17 protein-coding genes are annotated in these 20,318 nt (G+C 69.1%); 4 read left to right on the forward strand and 13 right to left on the reverse strand.

Features of this window, described 5'->3' with window-relative positions:
* Positions 1 to 27 precede the first annotated feature (27 nt).
* From ABEG17_RS05065 to ABEG17_RS05085, 5 genes are all read right to left on the reverse strand, one after another.
* A complete protein-coding gene (locus ABEG17_RS05065; RefSeq protein WP_406832197.1) occupies positions 28 to 1,488 on the reverse strand; it encodes a sugar transferase in 1,461 nt (486 codons plus the stop codon).
* Positions 1,489 to 1,897: 409 nt separating this feature from the next.
* Positions 1,898 to 2,539, reverse strand: coding sequence for a NeuD/PglB/VioB family sugar acetyltransferase (locus tag ABEG17_RS05070; protein ID WP_406832198.1), 642 nt, complete (start codon positions 2,537 to 2,539; stop codon positions 1,898 to 1,900).
* 91 nt (positions 2,540 to 2,630) lie between these two features.
* Positions 2,631 to 3,233: an aminoacyl-tRNA hydrolase gene (pth, locus tag ABEG17_RS05075; protein ID WP_406832199.1), complete on the reverse strand. Its 603-nt coding sequence runs from the start codon at positions 3,231 to 3,233 to the stop codon at positions 2,631 to 2,633.
* 102 nt (positions 3,234 to 3,335) lie between these two features.
* On the reverse strand, positions 3,336 to 4,028 hold the full coding sequence (locus ABEG17_RS05080; protein WP_406832200.1) for a 50S ribosomal protein L25/general stress protein Ctc: 693 nt from the start codon (positions 4,026 to 4,028) through the stop codon (positions 3,336 to 3,338).
* Positions 4,029 to 4,160: 132 nt separating this feature from the next.
* A complete protein-coding gene (locus ABEG17_RS05085) occupies positions 4,161 to 5,135 on the reverse strand; it encodes an EamA family transporter (protein WP_406832201.1) in 975 nt (324 codons plus the stop codon).
* A gap of 91 nt (positions 5,136 to 5,226) precedes the next feature.
* On the opposite strand from ABEG17_RS05085, the gene ABEG17_RS05090 reads away from it, so the two are divergent.
* A complete protein-coding gene (locus ABEG17_RS05090; protein ID WP_406832202.1) occupies positions 5,227 to 5,778 on the forward strand; it encodes a CGNR zinc finger domain-containing protein in 552 nt (183 codons plus the stop codon).
* Between the two features lie 43 nt (positions 5,779 to 5,821).
* Here the strand turns inward: ABEG17_RS05090 and ABEG17_RS05095 are convergent, their stop codons facing one another.
* The 7 genes from ABEG17_RS05095 to ABEG17_RS05125 form a co-directional block, all read right to left on the reverse strand.
* The gene (locus ABEG17_RS05095; protein WP_406832203.1) at positions 5,822 to 6,802 is read right to left on the reverse strand and encodes a ribose-phosphate diphosphokinase; all 981 of its coding nucleotides are present in this window, start codon (positions 6,800 to 6,802) and stop codon (positions 5,822 to 5,824) included.
* Positions 6,799 to 8,322 carry a bifunctional UDP-N-acetylglucosamine diphosphorylase/glucosamine-1-phosphate N-acetyltransferase GlmU gene (glmU, locus tag ABEG17_RS05100; protein WP_406832204.1) on the reverse strand — a complete coding sequence of 508 codons (1,524 nt, stop codon included), beginning with the start codon at positions 8,320 to 8,322 and terminating at the stop codon, positions 6,799 to 6,801. Before glmU ends, ABEG17_RS05095 begins: the two co-directional genes overlap by 4 nt.
* Positions 8,323 to 8,398: 76 nt before the next feature.
* Positions 8,399 to 9,910, reverse strand: a complete 1,512-nt coding sequence (locus tag ABEG17_RS05105) for a DUF222 domain-containing protein (RefSeq protein ID WP_406832205.1) — start codon at positions 9,908 to 9,910, stop codon at positions 8,399 to 8,401.
* Positions 9,911 to 10,008: 98 nt separating this feature from the next.
* The gene (locus tag ABEG17_RS05110) at positions 10,009 to 10,728 is read right to left on the reverse strand and encodes a class F sortase (RefSeq protein ID WP_406832206.1); all 720 of its coding nucleotides are present in this window, start codon (positions 10,726 to 10,728) and stop codon (positions 10,009 to 10,011) included.
* Positions 10,728 to 11,492 (reverse strand): CHRD domain-containing protein, encoded by a 765-nt coding sequence (locus tag ABEG17_RS05115; RefSeq protein ID WP_406832207.1) that lies wholly within the window; start codon positions 11,490 to 11,492, stop codon positions 10,728 to 10,730. The genes ABEG17_RS05110 and ABEG17_RS05115 overlap by 1 nt, the downstream gene beginning before the upstream one ends.
* 98 nt (positions 11,493 to 11,590) lie before the next feature.
* The gene (locus ABEG17_RS05120) at positions 11,591 to 11,983 is read right to left on the reverse strand and encodes a hypothetical protein (protein WP_406832208.1); all 393 of its coding nucleotides are present in this window, start codon (positions 11,981 to 11,983) and stop codon (positions 11,591 to 11,593) included.
* A 74-nt stretch (positions 11,984 to 12,057) separates the two neighbouring features.
* Positions 12,058 to 12,504, reverse strand: a complete 447-nt coding sequence (locus ABEG17_RS05125) for a cupredoxin domain-containing protein (protein ID WP_406832209.1) — start codon at positions 12,502 to 12,504, stop codon at positions 12,058 to 12,060.
* Positions 12,505 to 12,713: 209 nt separating this feature from the next.
* Between ABEG17_RS05125 and ABEG17_RS05130 the strand changes: the two genes are divergently transcribed.
* Entirely contained in the window at positions 12,714 to 13,427 is a 714-nt protein-coding gene (locus tag ABEG17_RS05130) for a VOC family protein (protein WP_406832210.1), read from the forward strand.
* Between the two features lie 53 nt (positions 13,428 to 13,480).
* On the forward strand, positions 13,481 to 15,253 hold the full coding sequence (locus ABEG17_RS05135; protein WP_406832211.1) for a GAF domain-containing SpoIIE family protein phosphatase: 1,773 nt from the start codon (positions 13,481 to 13,483) through the stop codon (positions 15,251 to 15,253).
* 57 nt (positions 15,254 to 15,310) lie between these two features.
* Here the strand turns inward: ABEG17_RS05135 and ABEG17_RS05140 are convergent, their stop codons facing one another.
* Positions 15,311 to 15,919, reverse strand: coding sequence for a tetratricopeptide repeat protein (locus ABEG17_RS05140; RefSeq protein WP_406832212.1), 609 nt, complete (start codon positions 15,917 to 15,919; stop codon positions 15,311 to 15,313).
* A gap of 2,849 nt (positions 15,920 to 18,768) precedes the next feature.
* Here ABEG17_RS05140 and ABEG17_RS05145 point away from each other — a divergent pair.
* Positions 18,769 to 19,011, forward strand: coding sequence for a hypothetical protein (locus tag ABEG17_RS05145; protein WP_406832213.1), 243 nt, complete (start codon positions 18,769 to 18,771; stop codon positions 19,009 to 19,011).
* Positions 19,012 to 20,318: the final 1,307 nt, after the last annotated feature.

Raw genomic sequence — 20,318 nt, forward strand, 5'->3', positions numbered from 1 at the left:
ATCCGTCCACCACACGGATGACGTCATCTAGTACGCACCCGTCCCGCGGAGTACTGCCCTGGCCGTGCGGAAGAGGATCTGCAGGTCGAGGGCGAGACACCAGTTGTCCACGTACCAGAGGTCCAGGCGCAACGACTCCTCCCATGAGAGGTTGCTGCGCCCACTGACCTGCCACAGGCCGGTGAGTCCCGGTTTCACCCTCAGCCGCCGCACGGCATCCGGCTCGTACCCCTGCACCTCCCGCAACAGGGGCGGGCGGGGGCCGACCAGCGACATCTCACCCCTCACCACGTTGAGCAGCTGGGGGAGCTCGTCGACGGAGTACCGGCGCAGCAGGCGTCCGACCCTCGTGACGCGCGGGTCCTGTCGCATCTTGAACAGCACGTCATTGCCCGCATCGCGGTGCAGCGCTTCGAGCTTCGCCTCCGCGTCGACACACATGGTGCGGAACTTGAGCATCTGGAACTCCTCGCCGCGCGCGCCAACGCGCCTCTGGCGAAACAGCACTGGACCGGGAGACTCGAGCCGGATCGCCACCGCGATGGGGATCATGAAGGGCAGCGCGACGATCACCATCACGGCAGTCAGCGCCGTCTCCACGACAGCCTTGACCACGCGACGGCCACCAGACATCAGGGGTCGTTCGACGTGCAACAACGGCATCCCAGCCATCGGACGGATGGACAGCCGTGGCCCGGCCACACCCAGGAGCCCGGGCGACACGACCAGTTCCACCTCGCGCTCCTCGAGCGACCAGGCAAGCCGCCGCAGCTCCGGACCGTTGAGATCAGGGTCAGCGGACACCGCTACGACGTCGGCGTCGAACAGGTCGACCGCGGACATGGTCTGCTCCGGGTAGCCAAAGACCGGCACCCCCTCCACCTCCGATGGAGTGTCTCCGCCCAGGTCGAGGCCCGAGACACAGGCGGCGACCACTCGTAGTCCAAGCTCCGGCACCCGCTTCATCTCCCGGATCATCGGCACCACCGACTTCGCGTTGCCGATGATGACCGTGGCCTGCGTGTCGAGGCCGACGGCACGGCGGCGGCCGAGGTCGCTCCGGACGACCCTGCGCGACGCCATGCCGAAGACGAAGAGCGCGCTGAAGGCGACGAGGGCCGCGAGTCGTGGAACGTCGACCCGGACGGCATAGGAGAGCATGGCCGCGGCCCCGACCAGGTAGACCGCGGAGCGGGCAACGGCGCGGTACTCCTCGGCGCCAGAGCCCGCGAGACGTCGTTCGTAACCATGTGACATCGCGAGGGTGCCGAGCCACAGGAGCGGGAGCACCACGACCGCGAGGACCCGGATCGATGTCACGGACTCGTGCATCCCCGCCAGGGCCGTGAGGACTGCCGCGATCGCTGCCGCTAGCAGGTCCCCCAGCAGCGTGCGGCGTCGGTAGGCGACGTACCACGACCGCTTCCTGGGCTTCCTCGGCGCCTTCCGACGAAGCCGTCCGGGGAGGGCGTGGAGAAGCTCGGTCATCGTTCGGGTGGCTCCCTGCGGCTCACCCGAGAGGCTCTCGGGTCGGCGGCGCACGTCGTGCTGGCCCGGCTCAGCGATGTCCGTCATGCGATCCCCCCGGATGATCCGACCCTCGGTTGGCAACGTAGCCTTCACACCAGAAGTTCGGCATGCCCTTAAGGGACTAGTACGTGCGCGAATTCCGTTACGTCTCAGTGCATTTCAAGCGGACATGTGCACAAGAGTGCGTTCCGAGCGCAATGTCTACGCGGGCATCCGTAGTCCACTCGTCCTGCTGAGGGAGGGCCGGCCCTCCTTTGCGCCCGCTTTCCTGCGAACGAGGACGGCAGTGGCCACTGATCGAACGCGACGCCGCTCCGCTGGAGCCGAGCGCGACCCACCCGCCGTCAGCGGCGGGAGCGCGCGTCCCCTAGGCGTTGTGGGAAAGGGGACGTGCAGGTACGCCGGCCCAGGTCTGCCCCGGGGGCAGGTCGCGCAGGAGCACGGCGCCCATTCCCAGCGTCGCCGCGGCGCCCACGCTCACCTCCTCGCGCACGCTCGCGGCCATGCCGACGTAGGCAGCGCGTCCGATCCGCACCGCTCCGCCCAGCGTCGCTCCGGCGCACAGCGTTGCGAAGTCGTCGACGACGTCGTCGTGCGTCAGCGTCACGTTGGGCATGACCACCACGTGACGCCTGACGGTGACCGTGGCGGTCAGCACCGCTCCAGCGAGGACGACCGATCCCGCGCCGACCTCGCACGACGGCGGCACGGTGACCGAGGGATGCACCACCGTCGCGTACCTGTCGTCCGGGACTCCCAGCGCTCGCAGCCGACCGAAGATGCGCTCACGGACCACACCACGTCCGGCGCAGATCACCAACCGCAAATCGCTATGTTTCACAACCAGATCCAATGCTCCAAGGATCGGCAACCACCCCCCGGCAGAGCCGCCCCAGCGCGCAGCGTCGTCGTCGACGCACCCTGCGACTTCCAGGCCTGCCGCACGTGCCGCCTCCGCGGTCTCGAGCGCCAGCCCGCTGGCAGCCACGAGGATCAGTCCGTTGCCCACCCCGCCACCGTAGAGGGCTCACCGCACCCTGCGCAGCCACCGGGCGACCATCGACGCCCGCGCACCCGGGCCGGGCCCGACCGCGCCCGGATCAGGCCGGGCTGTGGAACTTCTGCTGGGCCGTCAGCAGGCCCTCCGTGACCACCAGCTCCACGGCGTCGGCCGCGTCGTCGAGCAGGAAGGGCAGCTCCTTGCGCTCGGTCGGTGAGAAGTCGCGGAGCACGAAGTCTGCGGCGTCCATCCGGCCCGGGGGGCGACCGATGCCGACCCGCACGCGCAGGTAGTCCTTGGTGCCCAGCGAGGAGCTGATCGACCGCAGGCCGTTGTGGCCGCCCTCGCCACCGCCCTTCTTGAGCCGGACCTCACCCGCGGGGATGTCGAGCTCGTCGTGGACCACCAGGAGGTGGTCGGGGTCGACGGAGAAGAACGACATGAGCGCCTTCACCGGACCGCCGGACTCGTTCATGTACGACAGCGGCACCCCGACGACGGCGCGCGGCCCCGGAGCCCCACCGGGAAGCGTGCCGATGCGGATCGTCGCGGCGACGGCGCGGGCCTTGTGCTTGGTCAGGGTGGCCGAGCCGCGACGGGCGAGCTCGTCCACCACCATGGCGCCGACGTTGTGGCGGTTCCCCGCATACGTCGGTCCGGGGTTCCCGAGCCCGACCACCAGCCACGTCCCGTCTGCACTCACGGGCGGCAATTATGCCGGAAGGCCAGGTCCGTGACGGACCTGGCCTTCCGGGCGGTGCTGTGGTGGAGCAGGGTGGTGCGGCGCGCGCCGCACCGGCGGGGCTCAGGCGCCCTCGGACTCGGCCTTGTCGCCCTCGGCAGCGGCACCCTCGGTGGAGTCGCCCTCGGCAGCGGCGACGTCCTCGTCGGACTCCTCGCGCTCGATACCGGCCTCCTCCTCGGCCTCGGCGAGCTCGGCCTCGAGCTCCTCCAGGGAGATCTGCTGGGTGATGTTGACGACGAGGGTCTCCTCGTCGACGACCAGGACGGCGCCGCGGGGCAGCGTGACGTCCGAGGCCTTGATCTGCGTGCCGGCCTCGAGGCCCTCGACGGAGACGACGACGTTCTCGGGAATGTGCGTGGCCTCGACCTCGAGCTGCAGGGTCTGGGCGTCGAGCGTGACGACGGTCTCGGGAGCGGCGTCGCCCTCGACGTGGACGGGCACGTCGACCGTGACCTTCTCGCCCTTGCGGACGACGACGAGGTCGATGTGCTCGATGACGGGCTTGATCGCGTCGCGCTGCACGTCCTTGGCCAGGGCGAGCTGCTCGTCACCGTCGATGACGATGGTGAGGAGGGCGTTGGCGGTCTTGAGCGCCATCATCGTCTCGTGGCCGGGGAGGGTGATGTGGACCGGCTCGGCGCCGTGGCCGTACATCACGGCGGGGATCTTGTGGTCGCGGCGGATCTTGCGAGCCGCGCCCTTGCCGAACTGCGTGCGCTTCTCGGCGGCCAGGGTGAGGTTGCTGTCAGACACGGGGGACTCCTGTGGGGTCTCGGGATGGCGGTGGGCCTCGACGCGGGGCGCAGCACGGAGACCACACCGCGTCAATTACGGACGTGCCGGCACCAGCCGTGCAGCGTCCCTCGCCGAGGCAACCCGCAGAGTCTAGGCGACGCCCGAGGGGAGAGGGAAATCCGCGTCGTCCGCCGCCGCCGTGGCCCGTGTCCAGCGCTCCCGGCGGAGCTCGCCGAGCCGCACCGCGACCACTCCCCCGACGATGCAGACCCCGCCCAGCAGCTGCACGACCCCGGGCAGCTCCCCCAGCAGCACCCACGCGAAGAGCACGGCGAAGAGCACCTCGGTCAGCCCCACGAAGGAGGCCACGGTGGAGCCGAGGATGCGCGCGGCCGTGACCCCGAGCAGGTATGCCGCGGCCGCGGCCACCAGCGCGAGCTCACCGACCGCGAGCCACCAGGGCACCGCGGCACCGCGGAGCACGACGTCGGTGGCGACGAAGTGCATGGGCAGCACCCCCACGGCGCCGAGGACTCCGAGGCCCACGGCGCCGGCCCCCATGCCGAGGCCGGCCAGCGCCACCGGCGGCAGGTGGCTCTCCTCGGCGGCAAGGACGAAGAACGTCGCCAGGCCGGCTGCCGCCACCAGGCCCCAGCCGACCCCGACGAGGTCGGGGGCGGCCTGGCCACCGAGGTCGAGCACGAGCACCAGGCCGACGATCGCCAGCACCACCCCGAGGCCGGTCAGCACGCTGGGGGCGCGCCGGGTCCGCGCCCACACGAACAGCACGACGAGGACGACCCCGAGGTACTCGAGCAGGAGGGCCACCCCGACGTCGAGCCGCTGGACCGCGTAGAAGTAGGCAACCTGGCAGCCGGCGACGGCCACGGCGCCATACGCGAGGACGGCGGCGAGGTTCTCGCGCAGGAGGTGCCAGCGCCCACGCAGGGCAAGGATGGTCGGGACGGCGAGGACGAGCGTCGCGCCCGTGACTCGCAGCAGGACGATCGCCCCGGAGCTCCAGCCCTCGACGAGCAGCGACTTGGCGAACGGGCCGCTGCTGCCGAACGTCGCCGCCGACGCGAGCGCCAGCCAGAGCCCGACTCCCTTGGACCGGTGCGCCATCGCTGTTCCTCCACCTCGCCTCAGGAGCCCGTGTCACGAACAAAGCGCCTTATGATCATGACGCTAGCGATCGGACACGTCAGGAGTCAAGATGCTGTTCGCCCATGACACCGAGGTGGCCCTGCGAGGGTGCGCCGCCCTCGTCAACACGGCGGCGACCCTGCCCACGGACACCGACGACCTGCAGACCGAGGCAGAGCTCGACGCCTTCGTGCGCGAGTGGCAGTGGACCGGCTCCCGCACCCGCGACGCGGCCGAGCTGGAGGCAGTCCGCGGGCTGCGGCCGCGACTGCGCGAGCTGTGGACGGTCGACACCGACGGGGCCGTCGAGCTCGTCAACTCCCTGCTGGCCGAGGCCGACGCCCTGCCCCAGCTGGTGCGGCACGACCAGTGGTCGTGGCACCTGCACGCCACGCCACCTGAGGCACCGCTGGCCACGCGGATGGCGGTCGAGGCGGCCATGGCCATGGTCGACGTCATCCGCGCGGACGAGCTGACTCGCCTGGGCATCTGCGCCGCCGACGACTGCGAGGACGTCGTCGTCGACCTGTCCAAGAACCGCTCGAAGCGCTACTGCGACGGCGGGTGCGGCAACCGGGCCAACGTCGCGGCATACCGCGCGCGCAAGGCATCCGGGGACTGACCCGGAGCTGACCGCCTCCCTCCAGGAGCAGCCGTCCGGGTGCTCAGGCGTGGCCGTCGAACAGGCTCGTCACCGAACCGTCCTCGAAGACCTCTTGGATCGCGCGGCTGATCAGCGGGGCGATCGAGAGCACCGTGAGCTTGTCGAACTCCTTGGACTCGTCGATCGGCAGCGTGTTGGTGACGATCACCTCGTCGGCGGCGCACTCGGCGAGTCGCTTCACCGCCGGGCCCGACAGGATCGCGTGCGTCGCGGCGATGACGACCCCGGCCGCACCGTCGGACATGAGCGCGTCGGCGGCCTTGGTGATGGTGCCACCGGTGTCGATCATGTCGTCGACGAGGACGCAGATCCGTCCCTTGACCTCACCGACGACCCTGTTGGCGACCGTCTCGTTGGGCCGGTTGATGTCACGCGTCTTGTGGATGAAGGCCAGCGGAGCGCCACCCAGCCGCTCGGACCACTGCTCGGCCACCTTGATGCGACCGGCATCGGGCGAGACCACGGCCAGCTTCTCGTGGCCGTACTTGGTGCGCACGTACTCCGAGAGGATCGGCAGCGCCATGAGGTGGTCCACCGGACCGTCGAAGAAGCCCTGGATCTGCGACGTGTGCAGGTCGACGGCCATCAGCCGGTTGGCCCCAGCGGTCTTGAACAGGTCGGCCATGAGCCGGGCCGAGATCGGCTCGCGGCCACGGTGCTTCTTGTCCTGACGGGCGTACCCGTAGAACGGCAGCACGACGGTGATGCGCTTGGCGGAGGCGCGCTTGAGCGCGTCGACCATGATGAGCTGCTCCATGATCGCCTCGTTGAGCGGCGCGGTGTGGCTCTGGATGACGAACGCGTCCGACCCGCGCACCGACTCCTCGTACCGCACGTAGATCTCGCCGTTGGCGAAGTCGTATGCGCTGGTCGGCACGAGTCCGGTGCCGAGCATGCGCGCGACCTCCTCGGCGAGCCCGGGGTGCGCGCGGCCCGTGAAGACCATGAGGTTCTTCTCGGTGGTCTTGAGGATGCCGGTCACGCCTGGTCCTGCCCTTCAGTGGAGTCCTCGGTATGCGGCGCGGCCGCCTTCGCAGCCTGGTCGGTCTTCGTGCCCGCGCGGGCCCGCGCCACCCAGCCGTCGATGTTGCGCTGACGGCCCCGCGCCACGGCGATCTGGCCAGGCTCGACGTCGCCGGTCACCGCGGAGCCGGCACCGACGTACGCGCCATCGGCGATGGTGACGGGGGCGACGAGCACGGAGTTGGAGCCGACGAAGCTGTGACGGCCGACCGTGGTGTGGTGCTTGTTGACGCCGTCGTAGTTGGCGAAGATCGTGCCCGCGCCGATGTTGGCGCCCTCGCCGATGGTGGCGTCACCGGCGTACGTGAGGTGCGGGACCTTGGCGCCGTCGGCGATCTTCGCGTTCTTCGTCTCGACGAAGCCGCCGATCTTGCCCTTGGCGCCGAGCTCGGTGCCGGGGCGCAGGTAACTGAACGGTCCGACCGTGGCTTCGGCGCCGATCACGGCGAGGAGGGCCTCGGTGCGCTTGACCTCGGCTCCTTCCCCCACCTCGGTGTCGGTGAGCGTGGTGTCCGGGCCGATCACGGCGTTCGCGCCGATGATCGTTGCTCCGAGCAGCTGGGTGCCGGGCAGGACCATGGCGTCGCGGCCGATGGTCACGTCGGTGTCGATCCACGTGGTCTCGGGGTCGATGATCGTGACCCCCTCACGCATCCAGCGCTCCGTGGTGCGCCGGTTGAGCTCCTTGCCCAGGCGTGCGAGCTGCACCCGGTCGTTGACGCCCTCGGTCTGCCACAGGTCCTCGATGAGGTGCGCGCTGACCCGGCCACCGGCTGCACGCGCGATGGCGAGGACGTCCGTGAGGTACTTCTCACCCTGCGCGTTGTCGGTGCCGACCTTCGCCAGGGCCTCGCGCAGCACGGTCGCATCGAAGGCGTAGATCCCCGAGTTGATCTCGGTGATGGCGCGCTGCTGCTCGGTGGCATCCTTCTGCTCGACGATCCCCTCGACGCCGCCCTCGGTGTCGCGCAGGATCCGGCCGTACCCGGTCGGGTCGGCGAGGTGGGCGGTGATCACCGTGGCAGCGCTACCGGAGTCTTCGTGCTCGGCGATCAGGGAGACGAGGGTGTCCCCGGCGAGCAGGGGCACGTCCCCGTACGTCACCAGGACGGTGCCGTCGAGGTCATCGGGCAGCGCGTCCAGGGCGCACTCGGTGGCGCGACCGGTGCCCTTGACGTCGTCCTGGTCGGCGATGACCGCAGCGGGGTCGATCTGCGCGACGTGCGCAGCCACGAGATCCCGCTCGTGGCGGACCACGACGGCGAGGTGCTCGGGCCGCGCTGCCCTGGCCGCCGCGATCGCGTGGCCGACGAGGGTGCGTCCACCGATCCGGTGCAGGACCTTGGGGGTCGAGGACTTCATCCGAGTGCCCTCACCTGCGGCGAGGACGATGACTGCAGCGAGTCTGGGGGTGCCGTGGGGGGCGTTCACGCGCGAAGGCTCCAGAGATCTGGTCGGGTGCGACGGGACGCGCGTCATGCTACCCGCCAGTCGGCTCTTGTTTGCCTCACGGTTGCCGTGCCCCTCGCTGTTCAGGGCGCACCGCACCGCCCGCTCAGGCCGTGGCGGGCAGGGAGCAGGGCTGACTGTTGTCGCGTTCTCGTTGCCGTTCGCGTTGTCGGTCCCGGAACTGGGTGAGGGCGTTGTCGTAGGACCCGATAATCAGGTCCCACACCACTCGTGGTCGCCCCCCACCGCCACCGCCCCCGCCACCGCCCCCGCCACTGCCTCCGCTGCTGCTGTCGTGGTGGTCGTGGTCGGTGTGGTCGTGGTCGGTGTGGTCGTTGTGGCGGACCACGCGTCCGGCGTAGCGGTAGGTGTGCACCACCGTGTGGTGCGCCCGACAGAGCAGGGCGGCGTTGTCGATGTCGCTTGGCCCGTCGTCAGCCCAGTGGATCAGGTGGTGCGCATCGGTCCATGCTGCCGGCTTGGAGCAGCCAGGGAACGTGCAGTGCCTGTCCCGCAGCCACAGGTGCCGGATCTGGGTCCGGTCGAACAGGCGCCGGCCCATGCCTTGGTCCAGGATCTCGCCCTGGGTGCCGAGCACGACCGGGACGACCTGGGCATCGCACGCCAACCGGCGCACCGTCGCGGAAGTGAGTGCTTCGTCGTCCATCGTCAGGCCCGCGCCACGACACCGCCCCTGCAACGCATCGAGCCCCACCGTCACCACCAGGGCGGTCTTGGCCTGACGAGGCAGACCATCTGGGGCGGATACCGCCCGGGACACCAGGTCCAGCAACGCATCAGCGCGCCGGGTCTGCGGCGCACGGGAGTCGAGCTCGCCGGTGTCCGCATCACGCCTCGGCTTGGCCAACGCATCCACCGCGGCGTCGACGACCGAGGCGCCCTCCTCGTCCAACAACAACGTGTACCGCCACATCCCGACCGGGCCAGCACCCTTGACCAGCGACCGGTGGTCACGACGGATCTGCGCCTCCCGCTCCACCGCACCATCGGGGCGCGCGACCTGCCCAGCGTGCCGGACCGCCACCGCCAGCTTCGCCTCGCTCAACCCGCCAGGTCCACGAGCCCCGAACACCAGCTCACTGGTCGCCCCATCCAACCCCACCGGCTCGGCCATCGCCCGCACCCCCGCGTGGAACCGGCAGATCTGCGCCGCCTTGCCCACCGCCAACGACTGCGCCCGCACCCCCGACTGCGGCGAGCACGCACCCACCACCGCCTGGACCACCTCATCCAGGCGGCGGTCCGCGGCATCGACCGACGCACCTGCCGCCACCACGGCGGCGACCACCTCGGCGTCGAGTAGGTCCCGCGTCGCCAACAACGGCGCGACCGAACGGGCCCAGTCCACCGGACCCAACCCCTGACCCACGCCCAGGCTCCGCCCCTTCGCCTCAGCCAGGACCAGCTGCGCCCTCGCCGCCGCGACCACCTCACCCAGGACACCGACCGCGGCAGCGACCTCCGGGTCGCTCAACGACCACAACCTGGCTTCCTCGCCCTGACACAACACATCCACCGCAACCCCCGCCGCGTCAAGCACCGGACGCCTGGAAACACCACCCAACATGGGGTGAGAGGTGTCCGCACCGATCGCCATACCAAGAACACTATCGGCGACCACCGACAACCCCCGGCCTTCATCCACAGGGCCTATAGCCGTTGAACACCAATGGAATTGGTGTGCAACGACGTCGATCAAGTCAGGTGAGCGAACGCCACGATGTTGTCGACGTAGTGGCCCGTGGACTGGTCGAAGGCCCCGCCGCAGGTGATCAGCCGGAGCTCCGCCCGGCCCTTGGTGTCGCCATAGACGGTGGACGTCGGGAAGTCAGCCTTGGCATAGCGCGCAACGCGATCGACGACGAAACGAGCTGTGGAACCGTCCTTGCGGAGCACGGAGACCGAGGCGCCCTTCTGGAGGGCCCCGAGCCGATAGAAGACCGCCGGGCCCGCCTTGCTGTCCACGTGGGCCCCGATGACGGACGGGCCGAACTCTCCAGGAGTTGGGCCGCCCGCGTACCAGCCCGCCTTGTCGAAGTCGGTCGGCGCCTCGAGCTCGCCGTTCTTGCCCAACCGGAGGTCCACGATCCCCTTGGTGTTCACCCCGATCGACGGGATCACCAACGCGACGGGCGCGCTCGGCGTCATGATGGGTCCGAAGTCCGAACTGGCCTGGGGCGCAGGCTTGCTCGCACTGGAGCTTGGCTTCGTGGTGGTGCTGGGTGAGGACGACGAAGGTTGTGGCGTGGAGGAGGACGGGGAGTCCTGCGCCGCCTGTGCTGCATCCGGCTGGGGCGGCGGCGTCTCGCCCGAGAAGGACTTCACGACGAGGAACCCCCCGACCACGAGAAGCACGACGGTGACCGCCGCGGCAATGCTGCCGCGACGGCCACCGAACTTCGAGGAGTCAGACATCAGGCGCGGTTACGAGCCTTGCGAGCGGTGAAGGCACCCGTGCCGGCCGCGGCCACGAGCAGGCCACCACCGAGGAGCAGCATGCCCTCGTTGTTCGGGGTGGACGTGCCACCCGCACCGGTCGCCATGCCACCGGCCGGCGCGGCGTTCAGGACACCACAGATGGCCGGGTCGGTCGCCTCGGTGGGCAGGCTCGGGTCGAGGTCGCTCTTGGTGGTGCCGTCGTACTTGCCGTCGTTGTTGTGGTCCACGCCGTGGACGACGACGACGGCCTTGCCGGCAGAGATGGCGGCGGCCACGTCGGAGGAGACGTTGATGCTGCCGCGCTCGTAGTTGATCTTGCCGCCGGGGGCGGTGTCGAAGCGGTCGACGGCCAAGCCGCTCTTGGGCGAGGTGTCACCGGTCTTGGTCAACGACACGACGATGGGGCCGTACGCGGGACCACCCTCGGAGGTGTTGAGGGTCTTGCTGCCGTCCTTGTCGTCCCCGGCCACCGGGCACTCGTGGCGCGCGTCGGCACCGAAGTGGATGTGCGCCGCGTGGGGTGCGTCGGGCAGGAGGCCGTTGGCAGCCATGGTCACGTTGATGCGGTTGCCGCTGACGGTCACCATGGCGGTGCCGCTGCCCTTGACGCCGTTCAGGGCGACCGGACGAAGCGTGGCCATCGTGTTGCCGTCGGCAGCCTGGGCGATGCCGGCACCGAGGAAGGGCAGGAGGGCCGCGGAGCCGAGAGCGACGGTGGCGATCTTGGTGGTGGTACGCATTCAGGTATCTCCTTGGTTTTGCGGCCCGAGGGCCACGGTGGGAACGAACGCTTGTGCAGGTCATTCGGTACGGCGGGGCAAAGGGATGGGTGTGTTCCTCAACGAGTTGCTGCGGGGACCTTTCCGGGCCGACTCTCCATGCGTGGGACGACAGCCAGCGCCCCCGCCGCCGCAACTGCCGCGAGCGCCTCGAACACGGCGCTCAGGGACTTCTCGAAGAACCAGACGGGCTCATACATCGCCGGCAGCGGTCCGAGCCCGGGTACGTCGACGTAGCGGTAGAGGACCACCGCGACGAACGCACTGAGGCCGACGACGAATGAGGCGCCCAGGGCCGCGCGGCTACCGCGCCACAAGACCCACCCGGCCACCGCCAACGCGACCACCGCTTCGATGCGGAAGAGGTTGCCCGCCCCGATGCCACTGGACGCTGACTGCTGGTAGCCGCTGGCGAGTCGCAGGTGGACGACGGCGTCCACCGTCAGAGACACCGCGATGACCCCGCGGAGCACCAGCTGCAGGACCCGCCCTGTCGTGCGTGGCCCGACATGTTCGGAGAAGGTGCTCACTTCACGACGAGCGTGCTGGTCATGTTGGCGTGGAAGCTGCAGACGAACGGGTAGCTCCCCGGTGTGCTCGGTGCCGTCAGCGTGGCCGTCCCGTTGGGGTTGACCTTGACGTCGAAGCCCCCGGTCTTCGAGGTGACCGTGTGGGCCTGGGAGTCACTGTTCTTGATGGTGATCTTCGCTCCGGGTGCCACCGAGGCAGGCACCTTGAACATGAAGTCCGCGATGGAGATGACCGCCTCCGTGCTGGCTGCGCTGCTCGACGAGGACGAGGGGGCGGGCTCGGTGGTGGTGCTCGAGTCCGACGGCATCGGCATGGAGGACGACATCGACGAGGTCGAGGAAGCGGAGGGGGCGTTGCCAGCGTCGGTCTTCGACGAGCCACAGGCCGAAAGTCCAACTACGAGAACCGGAACGAGCCCGAGAAGGGCGATCTTGCGGGTCATGGTGCTGCCTCCTGGTCAGGCGGTCGAGACGACGACCACACCAAGGAGTTCGGCACCGAGACACGACTGGCTTGGTCTCGCATACCGGTGGGACCGATCAACTCCGTTGCGCGGGGTGTGCCATGCGTCCTAGCGTCACTCACCTCGACGCCTGGCGACGACGCGCCTGCACCGGGACGCGAGCCACGCGATCGAAAGGGGTGGCGCCGATGACGACCCGGCTGACCGAGCTCTGTTTCGACGCCAACGACCCCCTCCTGCTCGCCCGTTTCTGGTCGGGCGTCCTGGGGAGGCGGCGGTCCGACGACAGCGTGACCCTGCGGACCGACGAGGACGCGGGCTTCCCGATCCGCTTCCGGTCCACGCAGGAGGCGAAGACCCAACCGAACCAGATGCACTTCGACCTCGCGAGCACATCGCTCGACGACCAGCAGCAGACGGTGGCGAGGGCCCTGGAGCTCGGTGGACGGCACCTCGACATCGGGCAGGGTCCTGACGCCGACCACGTGGTCCTCGCCGACCCTGAGGGCAACGAGTTCTGCGTCATCCCCCCTTGCAACAACTTCCTGGCAGGCTGCGGCTTCCTCGGTGCCCTGTCGTCCGACGGCTCGTACGCGGTCGGCCTCTTCTGGAGCGAGGCGCTGGGCTGGCCGCTGGTCTGGGACCAGGACGAGGAGACTGCGATCCAGTCGTCTCGTGGCGGTACCAAGATCAGCTGGGGTGGCCCACCGGTGCGGCCCAAGGTCGGCAAGAACCGCCTGCACCTCCACCTCGGACCGTCCATCCCCGACGAGGGGGCTGCAGAGGTGGACCGCCTCGTGGGCCTGGGAGCGACGCGCATCGGCGTCGGACAGTGCGGACCCGGCTGGGTGGCGATGACCGATGTCGACGGCAACGAGTTGTGCGTTCAGGCCGAGGCCTGAAGCGACGGGCCTGATCACCCGCGCTCTGGCGCGATCGCTGCCATGATTGCCGCATGACAGCAGGGTCCGACGACGAGCCGCGGCTGGACGTGAGGCTCACGAAGTTGGCCCGGGTGACTGCCGAGCTCGTCCTGGCCACCGATCCCGAGGCTGTCACGAGGATCATCGTCGAGCACATCTCGGAAGCGGTGGGAGCGACGATCGCCTCCTTGAGCCTCAAGGACGAGGCAGGCTGCATACGCCTCCTGGGCCTGCGCGGCGGACGCGACGGGGACGTGGAGACCTTCGGCACCTACCCGTCGTCCATGCGCACACCCAGCAGCGACGTCATCCGGTCCGGGCGCCGGCTCCTGGTGGCCGGGCGCGCCAAGATCCTCGAGTCCTTCCCGGACACTCCCGGGATCGACCGTGGAGAACGCTCATTGCTGGTCCTGCCTCTCAACACCTCGACCAGCACCTTGGGCGCGATCGGACTGTCCTTCCCGGGCAAGCACGAGTTCGAGCGGGCCGAGCTGGACTTCCTCGACATCCTCGCCGACAGCTGCGTCCAGGCACTCCTGCGGATCCGGGCCGAGGAGGAGGTGGTCGAGCGCCAGGCCAAGCTGTCGTTCCTCGCCGAGGCGTCGGCCGAGCTCTCCAGCAGCCTCGACTACGAGGCCACCCTCGCTCGGGTGGCGAGGTTGGCGGTGCCCACCTTCGCCGACTGGTGTGCGATCGACCTGGTGAAGGACAACCGGCTGCGCCGACTCGCGGTGGCGCACGTGGATCCCGCCAAGGTGGAGTATGCGCACGAGCTCGCCGAGCGTTACCCCACAGATCCCAGCTCCCCCAGCGGTCCGTGGCAGGTGATGCGGACCGGACGCAGCGAGCTCATTGCAGAGATCACCGACGAGATGCTCGTCGCAGGCGCTCGGGACGAGGAACACCTTCGCATCGCCCGCGAGCTGGCCTTGCACAGCGCGGTCACGGTTCCCTTGGTCGCTCGTGGCCGGACCCTCGGCGTCATCACCTGGGTCAGGGCCGAGTCCCAGCGCCGGTACACCCAGAGGGACGTCGACTTCGCCGAGGACCTCGCCCGGCGGGCTGCAGTCTCGATCGACAACTCCGAGCTGCACAGCGAGACGTTGGCGGTGGCGACGCGGCTCCAGCAGGCCGTCCTGCCTGCGTTCCTGCCGGTCGTCGACGGCTGGGACGTGGCGGCCTGCTACTCACCGTCGGGACGCACTGAGGTCGGCGGCGACTTCTACGACGTGGTGAAGCTGTCGGATGGACGTGTTGCCGTCTTCGTCGGGGACGTCATGGGTCGCGGGGTGGAGGCGGCGGCATCGATGGCGCAGATGCGAGCGTCGGTGCGCGCCTACATCGCGGCGGACCCCATGCCCGACGTCGTGCTGGGCAAGCTCGACGCGATGATGGCTGAGTACGGTGACGAGCACTTCGTCACCCTGGTCTACCTGTTGGCCGATGCTCGACGGAACGAGCTGCTGGTCGCGAACGCCGGCCACCCAGCTCCGGTCCTCCTGCGGGCCGACTCATCGATCGAGCACCTCCCGCCTGCCGACGGCGCCCCACTGGCTGTCGTCCACGGTCCGCGTCGTCGTCACCGGTTGCGCTTCGAGCCGGGCGACACCGTCGTGCTGTTCACCGACGGACTCATCGAGCGGCGGACCGAGGACATCGACGTGGGTAGAGCTCGACTCTCCGCCGCGCTCGGCGCCCTCGCCGCCGGGGACCTGGACCCTGCACTGCGCAGCACCGTCACCGCCGTACGGGACGACACGCAGGACGACGACGTGGCAGCGGTCGCACTGCGGCGCCACGGCTGAGCACAGTGCGCCGTCCTTGATCGTGACCTGCGCTCGACCAGGCAGGTGCGTGCGTCGCTACTTGGTGGCCGGCGTGGTGGGCGCGGTCGCAGCCGCCTTCGAAGTCGCCTTCATAGGATCCTTCAGCTCCGGGTTCAGGGCGATCGCCTTCTTCACGTTCTTGTCCCCGGCGGCGGCCTGACCATTCGCCCGCTGGAGCAGTCCCAGGTTGAGCCATGCGGCTGCAGCCTTGGGGTCCGCGGCAACAGCACGCTCGTACAGCGCCATGGCCTCCTTGGTGTCGGAACTGGCAGTTCGGAGGATCGCGAGGTTGAACAGCGCGGGGCCGTACTTCGGGTCCAGACCGAGGACGACCCTGTACCTGTCCTCAGCAAGCCCGTAGTTGCCGTTCGCGGCATCGATGAGGCCGAGGTTGTAGAGCGCGAACTTGTTCTTGTGGTCGTACTTGAGCGCTTCCTCGTAGTCCGCAGACGCTTCTGTCAGCTTTCCTGCGGCATGGGCCGTGAGGCCGGCGTTCAGAGCCGCCGAAGCCTTCTTCGCGTCGGGCGCCACGGTTTTGGTGTCGCTGCCGCTGCTGCAGGCGCCCAGTGCAAGGACAAGCGCAAACAGGGCGATGAGGGATCGGACATAAGAGTCTCGAGCGGGTCTGCCCGGTCGCTGGATCATGATGTGGGTCTCCTCTTCACGTGCCATGGTGTCGCAGAAGGTGCAGCTTCTGGAGGGGAGCCGGACTCCGGCGGAAACCTCGGGTGCGACTGACCCGCCTACGCCCGTGGAGCACGCCATCGTGTGCCCCTGGCTGGCTTGCCAACCACCCGCTGGTCTCGCTCCTGGATTAACCCGGGTCGACTTCGAGCTGCGGACGCGCCAGCCTTGATCGTCGCACTTCCGCCGGTGCCAGCTGCAGTTGTTGCGGGCGCTGTCAGCCTTGGAGCTGGTGACCACCGGCGATCAAAGGAGATCACCGCCATATGGCCGACGAACGGCCCGCTGATGTGGTTCACCTCGGAGAGACGCACCGTTGTTGGGTGCTCGGCTGGCTTCCGCCTGGAGCCACCTGGTCAGGCAGGGCGGGCCCGCCAATGATCTGGCGGGCCCGCTCGCCTACTCCCCGTTGCTGTTACGAACCACAGAGCGCAAACGCCGTGATCGTCACAGTGCCGCCACCTGTGACCGTGACCAGTGCGGTTGCGGTCCAAGCCGTGCCGCCTGCGTTCGGCGCCGAGGACGAGACCGCCCCACGAGCAGCCGACCCTTGCGTGACTGTCGCGCCGCCGCCGAGCAGCTTGGTGCCTGTTGCACAGGTCGCTGTGGAGATCGGGGACGTTACTCCGACTGCCGGGTTGCCAGTCGTTGAAGCCGGCGCTCCGGTGACGACCGTCGTGCTGCCAATGACGCCAGCAGGACCCGTTGCACCGGCGTCGCCCTTGGCACCCGTAGCACCCGTGGGACCTGTGGGACCTGCAGGACCCGTCGCCCCAGCCGGACCGGGCACCGTGGAGGCTGCACCCGTGGCTCCGGTGTCACCCTTGGCACCTGTGGCCCCGGTGTCACCCTTCAGTCCTTGCGGACCGGCTGCACCAGTCGCTCCGGCCTGCCCCTGCGGACCGACCGGACCAGTAGCGCCGGTGTCACCCTTCGTTCCGGCTGCTCCATCGTTGCCGTTTGCGCCAGCAGCACCAGTAGCGCCGGTTGAACCCTGCGGACCAGCCGGTCCGACTGCACCCGTCTCACCCTGCGGGCCAGCGGGTCCAACTTCACCAGCTGCACCAGTTGCCCCTGTGGCGCCTGTCGCGCCGACGGCACCATCGACACCGTTGGTCCCGGCAGCTCCGGTGTCACCCTTCGCCCCGGTGGCCCCAACGGGGCCAGCAGGACCAGTTACGCCCTGAGGGCCAACATCACCCTGAGGACCCTGGGCCCCGGTCGAGCCCGTCGCACCGGCTGCTCCGGTGTCACCCTTGTCGCCAGTCGCGCCAGTCGCGCCGGCAGCTCCGTCGACACCGTTAGTGCCGTTAGTGCCGTCGGCCCCAGCAGCGCCGGTGTCACCCTTGTCGCCCTTCGCGCCAGCAGCTCCGTCGACACCGTTAGTGCCGTTAGTGCCGTTCGTGCCGTCGGCCCCAGCAGCGCCGGTGTCACCCTTGTCGCCCTTCGCGCCAGTCGCGCCGGCAGCTCCGTCGAAACCGTTAGTGCCGTTAGTGCCGTCGGCCCCAGCAGCGCCGGTGTCACCCTTGTCGCCCTTCGCGCCAGCAGCTCCGTCGACACCGTTAGTGCCGTTAGTGCCGTCGGCCCCAGCAGCTCCGTCGACACCGTTAGTGCCGTTAGTGCCGTTAGTGCCGTTCGTGCCGTCGGCCCCAACAGCGCCTGTGTCACCCTTCACGCCCTGGGGGCCCATCGGGCCTACAGCACCCGTCGCACCAGTGGCGCCGTCAGCGCCCTTGTCGCCTTGAGCGCCAGCAGCGCCGGTGTCACCCTTGTCACCCTTCGCGCCAGCAGCTCCGTCGACACCGTTAGTGCCGTTCGTGCCGTCGGCCCCAGCAGCGCCGGTGTCACCTTTCACGCCCTGGGGGCCCATCGGGCCTACAGCACCCGTCGCACCAGTGGCGCCGTCAGCGCCCTTGTCACCCTGAGCGCCAGTAGCTCCGTCGACACCGTCGACACCGTTGGTGCCGTTCGTGCCGTCGGCCCCAGCAGCGCCGGTGTCACCCTTGTCACCCTTCGCGCCAGCAACTCCGTCGACACCGTTAGTGCCGTTCGTGCCGTCGGGCCCAGCAGCGCCTGTGTCACCCCTCGCACCAGTTGCACCAGCAGCTCCGTCGACGCCGTTAGTGCCGTTCGTGCCGTCGGCACCAGCAGCGCCGGTGTCACCCTTGTCGCCCTTCGCGCCAGTCGCACCAGCAGCTCCGTCGGCACCAGCCGCGCCAGTGTCACCCTTCGCACCCGTCGCACCAATGGCTCCGTCAGCACCGTTCGTGCCAGCAGCGCCGGTGTCGCCCTTCGCGCCAGTCGCACCGGTGGCGCCGTCAGCACCAGCAGCGCCGGTGTCACCCTTGATGCCCTGAGCACCATCGGCGCCAGCAGCGCCAGCAGCGCCGGTCGCTCCGGTGTCACCCTTGGCACCAGTCGCTCCGTCGACACCATTGGTGCCGTTCAGACCATTCAGACCATTGGTGCCGTTGGTTCCATTGACGCCGTCAGCGCCAGCAGCGCCGGTGGCACCCCTGTCGCCCTGAGCGCCGGTGTCACCCTTGTCGCCCTTCTGACCCTGAGCGCCGGTGTCACCCCTGTCGCCCTTCTGACCCTGAGCGCCGGTGTCACCCTTCAAACCCTGGGGTCCCTGGGGACCCACCGCACCGGTTGCTCCGGTGTCGCCCTTCAGCCCCTGGGGACCGCGAGGACCGGTAGCACCAACAGCGCCGGTGGCGCCGGTGGCCCCAGCCGGACCGGTTGCGCCAGTCGCGCCGGTCGCGCCGGTCGGACCCTGGGGACCCATTGGGCCAACCTGGTTCCAGGTGATGAGCTTCTCGTTGTTGCTACACGTCGTCTTGGCTGCATCGATGATTCGCGTCGAACCGTCGGACTTCGTGAAGCAGGCGCTGATCACGCCGTTCGCGGCCGGTATCGACGCCTGCGCCACAGCAGGGATCCCGCCGAGGAGGGCGAGCGCAGTTCCGCCGCCTAGGAGAATCTTGCTCTTCTTCGACTTCAGCAGGCCAGACCTGCGTTCCCTGCGAGTGGACATGAGATCCGTTTCCTGAAGCTGTTGGGGCGAGCTGTGGTCCAGCGGATTACAGCGACCAGCGACGTGAGCAACCCCGGACAGTGGCTGTAGGGGTGAGCATCGGCAGACCTGTGGTTGCCTTTCGACAACCGCCCGCTCCACGACGCCGCTAACGGTCCCGGACGTCTACCATCCCCACCTCCCCCCGATGCCGTACTTCGGACGCTTCGAACAAGTGACGCGAAGGCGACTTAACTTCCATCTACGACGGTCGTCGGCGGATGTGATGCGTTCGCTGACATGCAGGCGGAAGCCTGCATCGGGCTAACCGGCTCCGGGCAGGCGCGCTGCGAGCAATCCGTGAGCATGCGGCGCCGCCAGCGACTCTGCGTTCGAGCGGCAGATCGGTGACCTTTGGTTTTGGCTCCCCGGGTAGGAATCGAACCTACGTCGCTTGTCCTGATTCAAAGATCGCTCCGGCCCCGATTCGGGGTACCGGTTGTCTTTGATTCGTGCTCAGGAGAACGGGTTTCATTCCGTCCAAGTCCGCCGTCGGAGACCCGTTGGTTAGCAGATCTGTTAGCAAGGACGCCCTGCGGTAGACCAGGGAGAGCCACCGACCCATAGCGGAGCAACTAGGCAGGCCGGAGAGACTGTCGGGCCCGCTGCTGCACCCAAGGTGGTGCGGCGGCACACGGAGTGTGCACCTGGACCGGGCTGGGAGCGAGGGCTTGACCGGCTCGGAGCGCCTGCCGGATGCTGCCGCGCCGGGTCGGCGGCTCGGAGGAAGCCAAAGGTGTACGTCTCGACCACCCTCCGCCCTATCCTCGGAGAATGGGGACCGGGCAGGCGGCAGCGGGAACGCAGCTGGTCACAGCCGGGTGCCGGCTTGCGGCGGCGACGTTGATCTGCGCTGGGGCTTTCTTCCTTGCCTCGTGCTCGTCCGTCCCATCGGGGGAACCGGATCCGCTGACCGCCACGACCAGCGTGAGTGGTTCCGTGCCTGCTGCTCCGCTAGCTGCTCGCATGGCGGCGGGCACCCACAGCGAGGGGTGGACCCTGATTGGAATGGATGCTGACGGGCGCAGACTGTTCATCGACTATGCGCTCGGCGACCCGTGCTCCGAGAGTGCTGGGATAGTCGTGGAGGAGTCAGCGAAGACGGTGACCCTGACGGCGACGACGCGAGTGGTCAAGGGCGGCAGCAACTGTCAGTCCAGCCTGCGGACTGCCCAGGGCTATGTCGACTTGGCGACGCCACTGGGCTCAAGGACGTTGCTGCACGCCTCTGCGCAGCGGACGCCCGATGGATCCTTCCCCTAGGTGGCAACCAGTCCCTGTGTG

Origin of the sequence: Pedococcus sp. KACC 23699 (genome assembly GCF_045348425.1) — a bacterium.
Classification (GTDB): domain Bacteria; phylum Actinomycetota; class Actinomycetes; order Actinomycetales; family Dermatophilaceae; genus Pedococcus.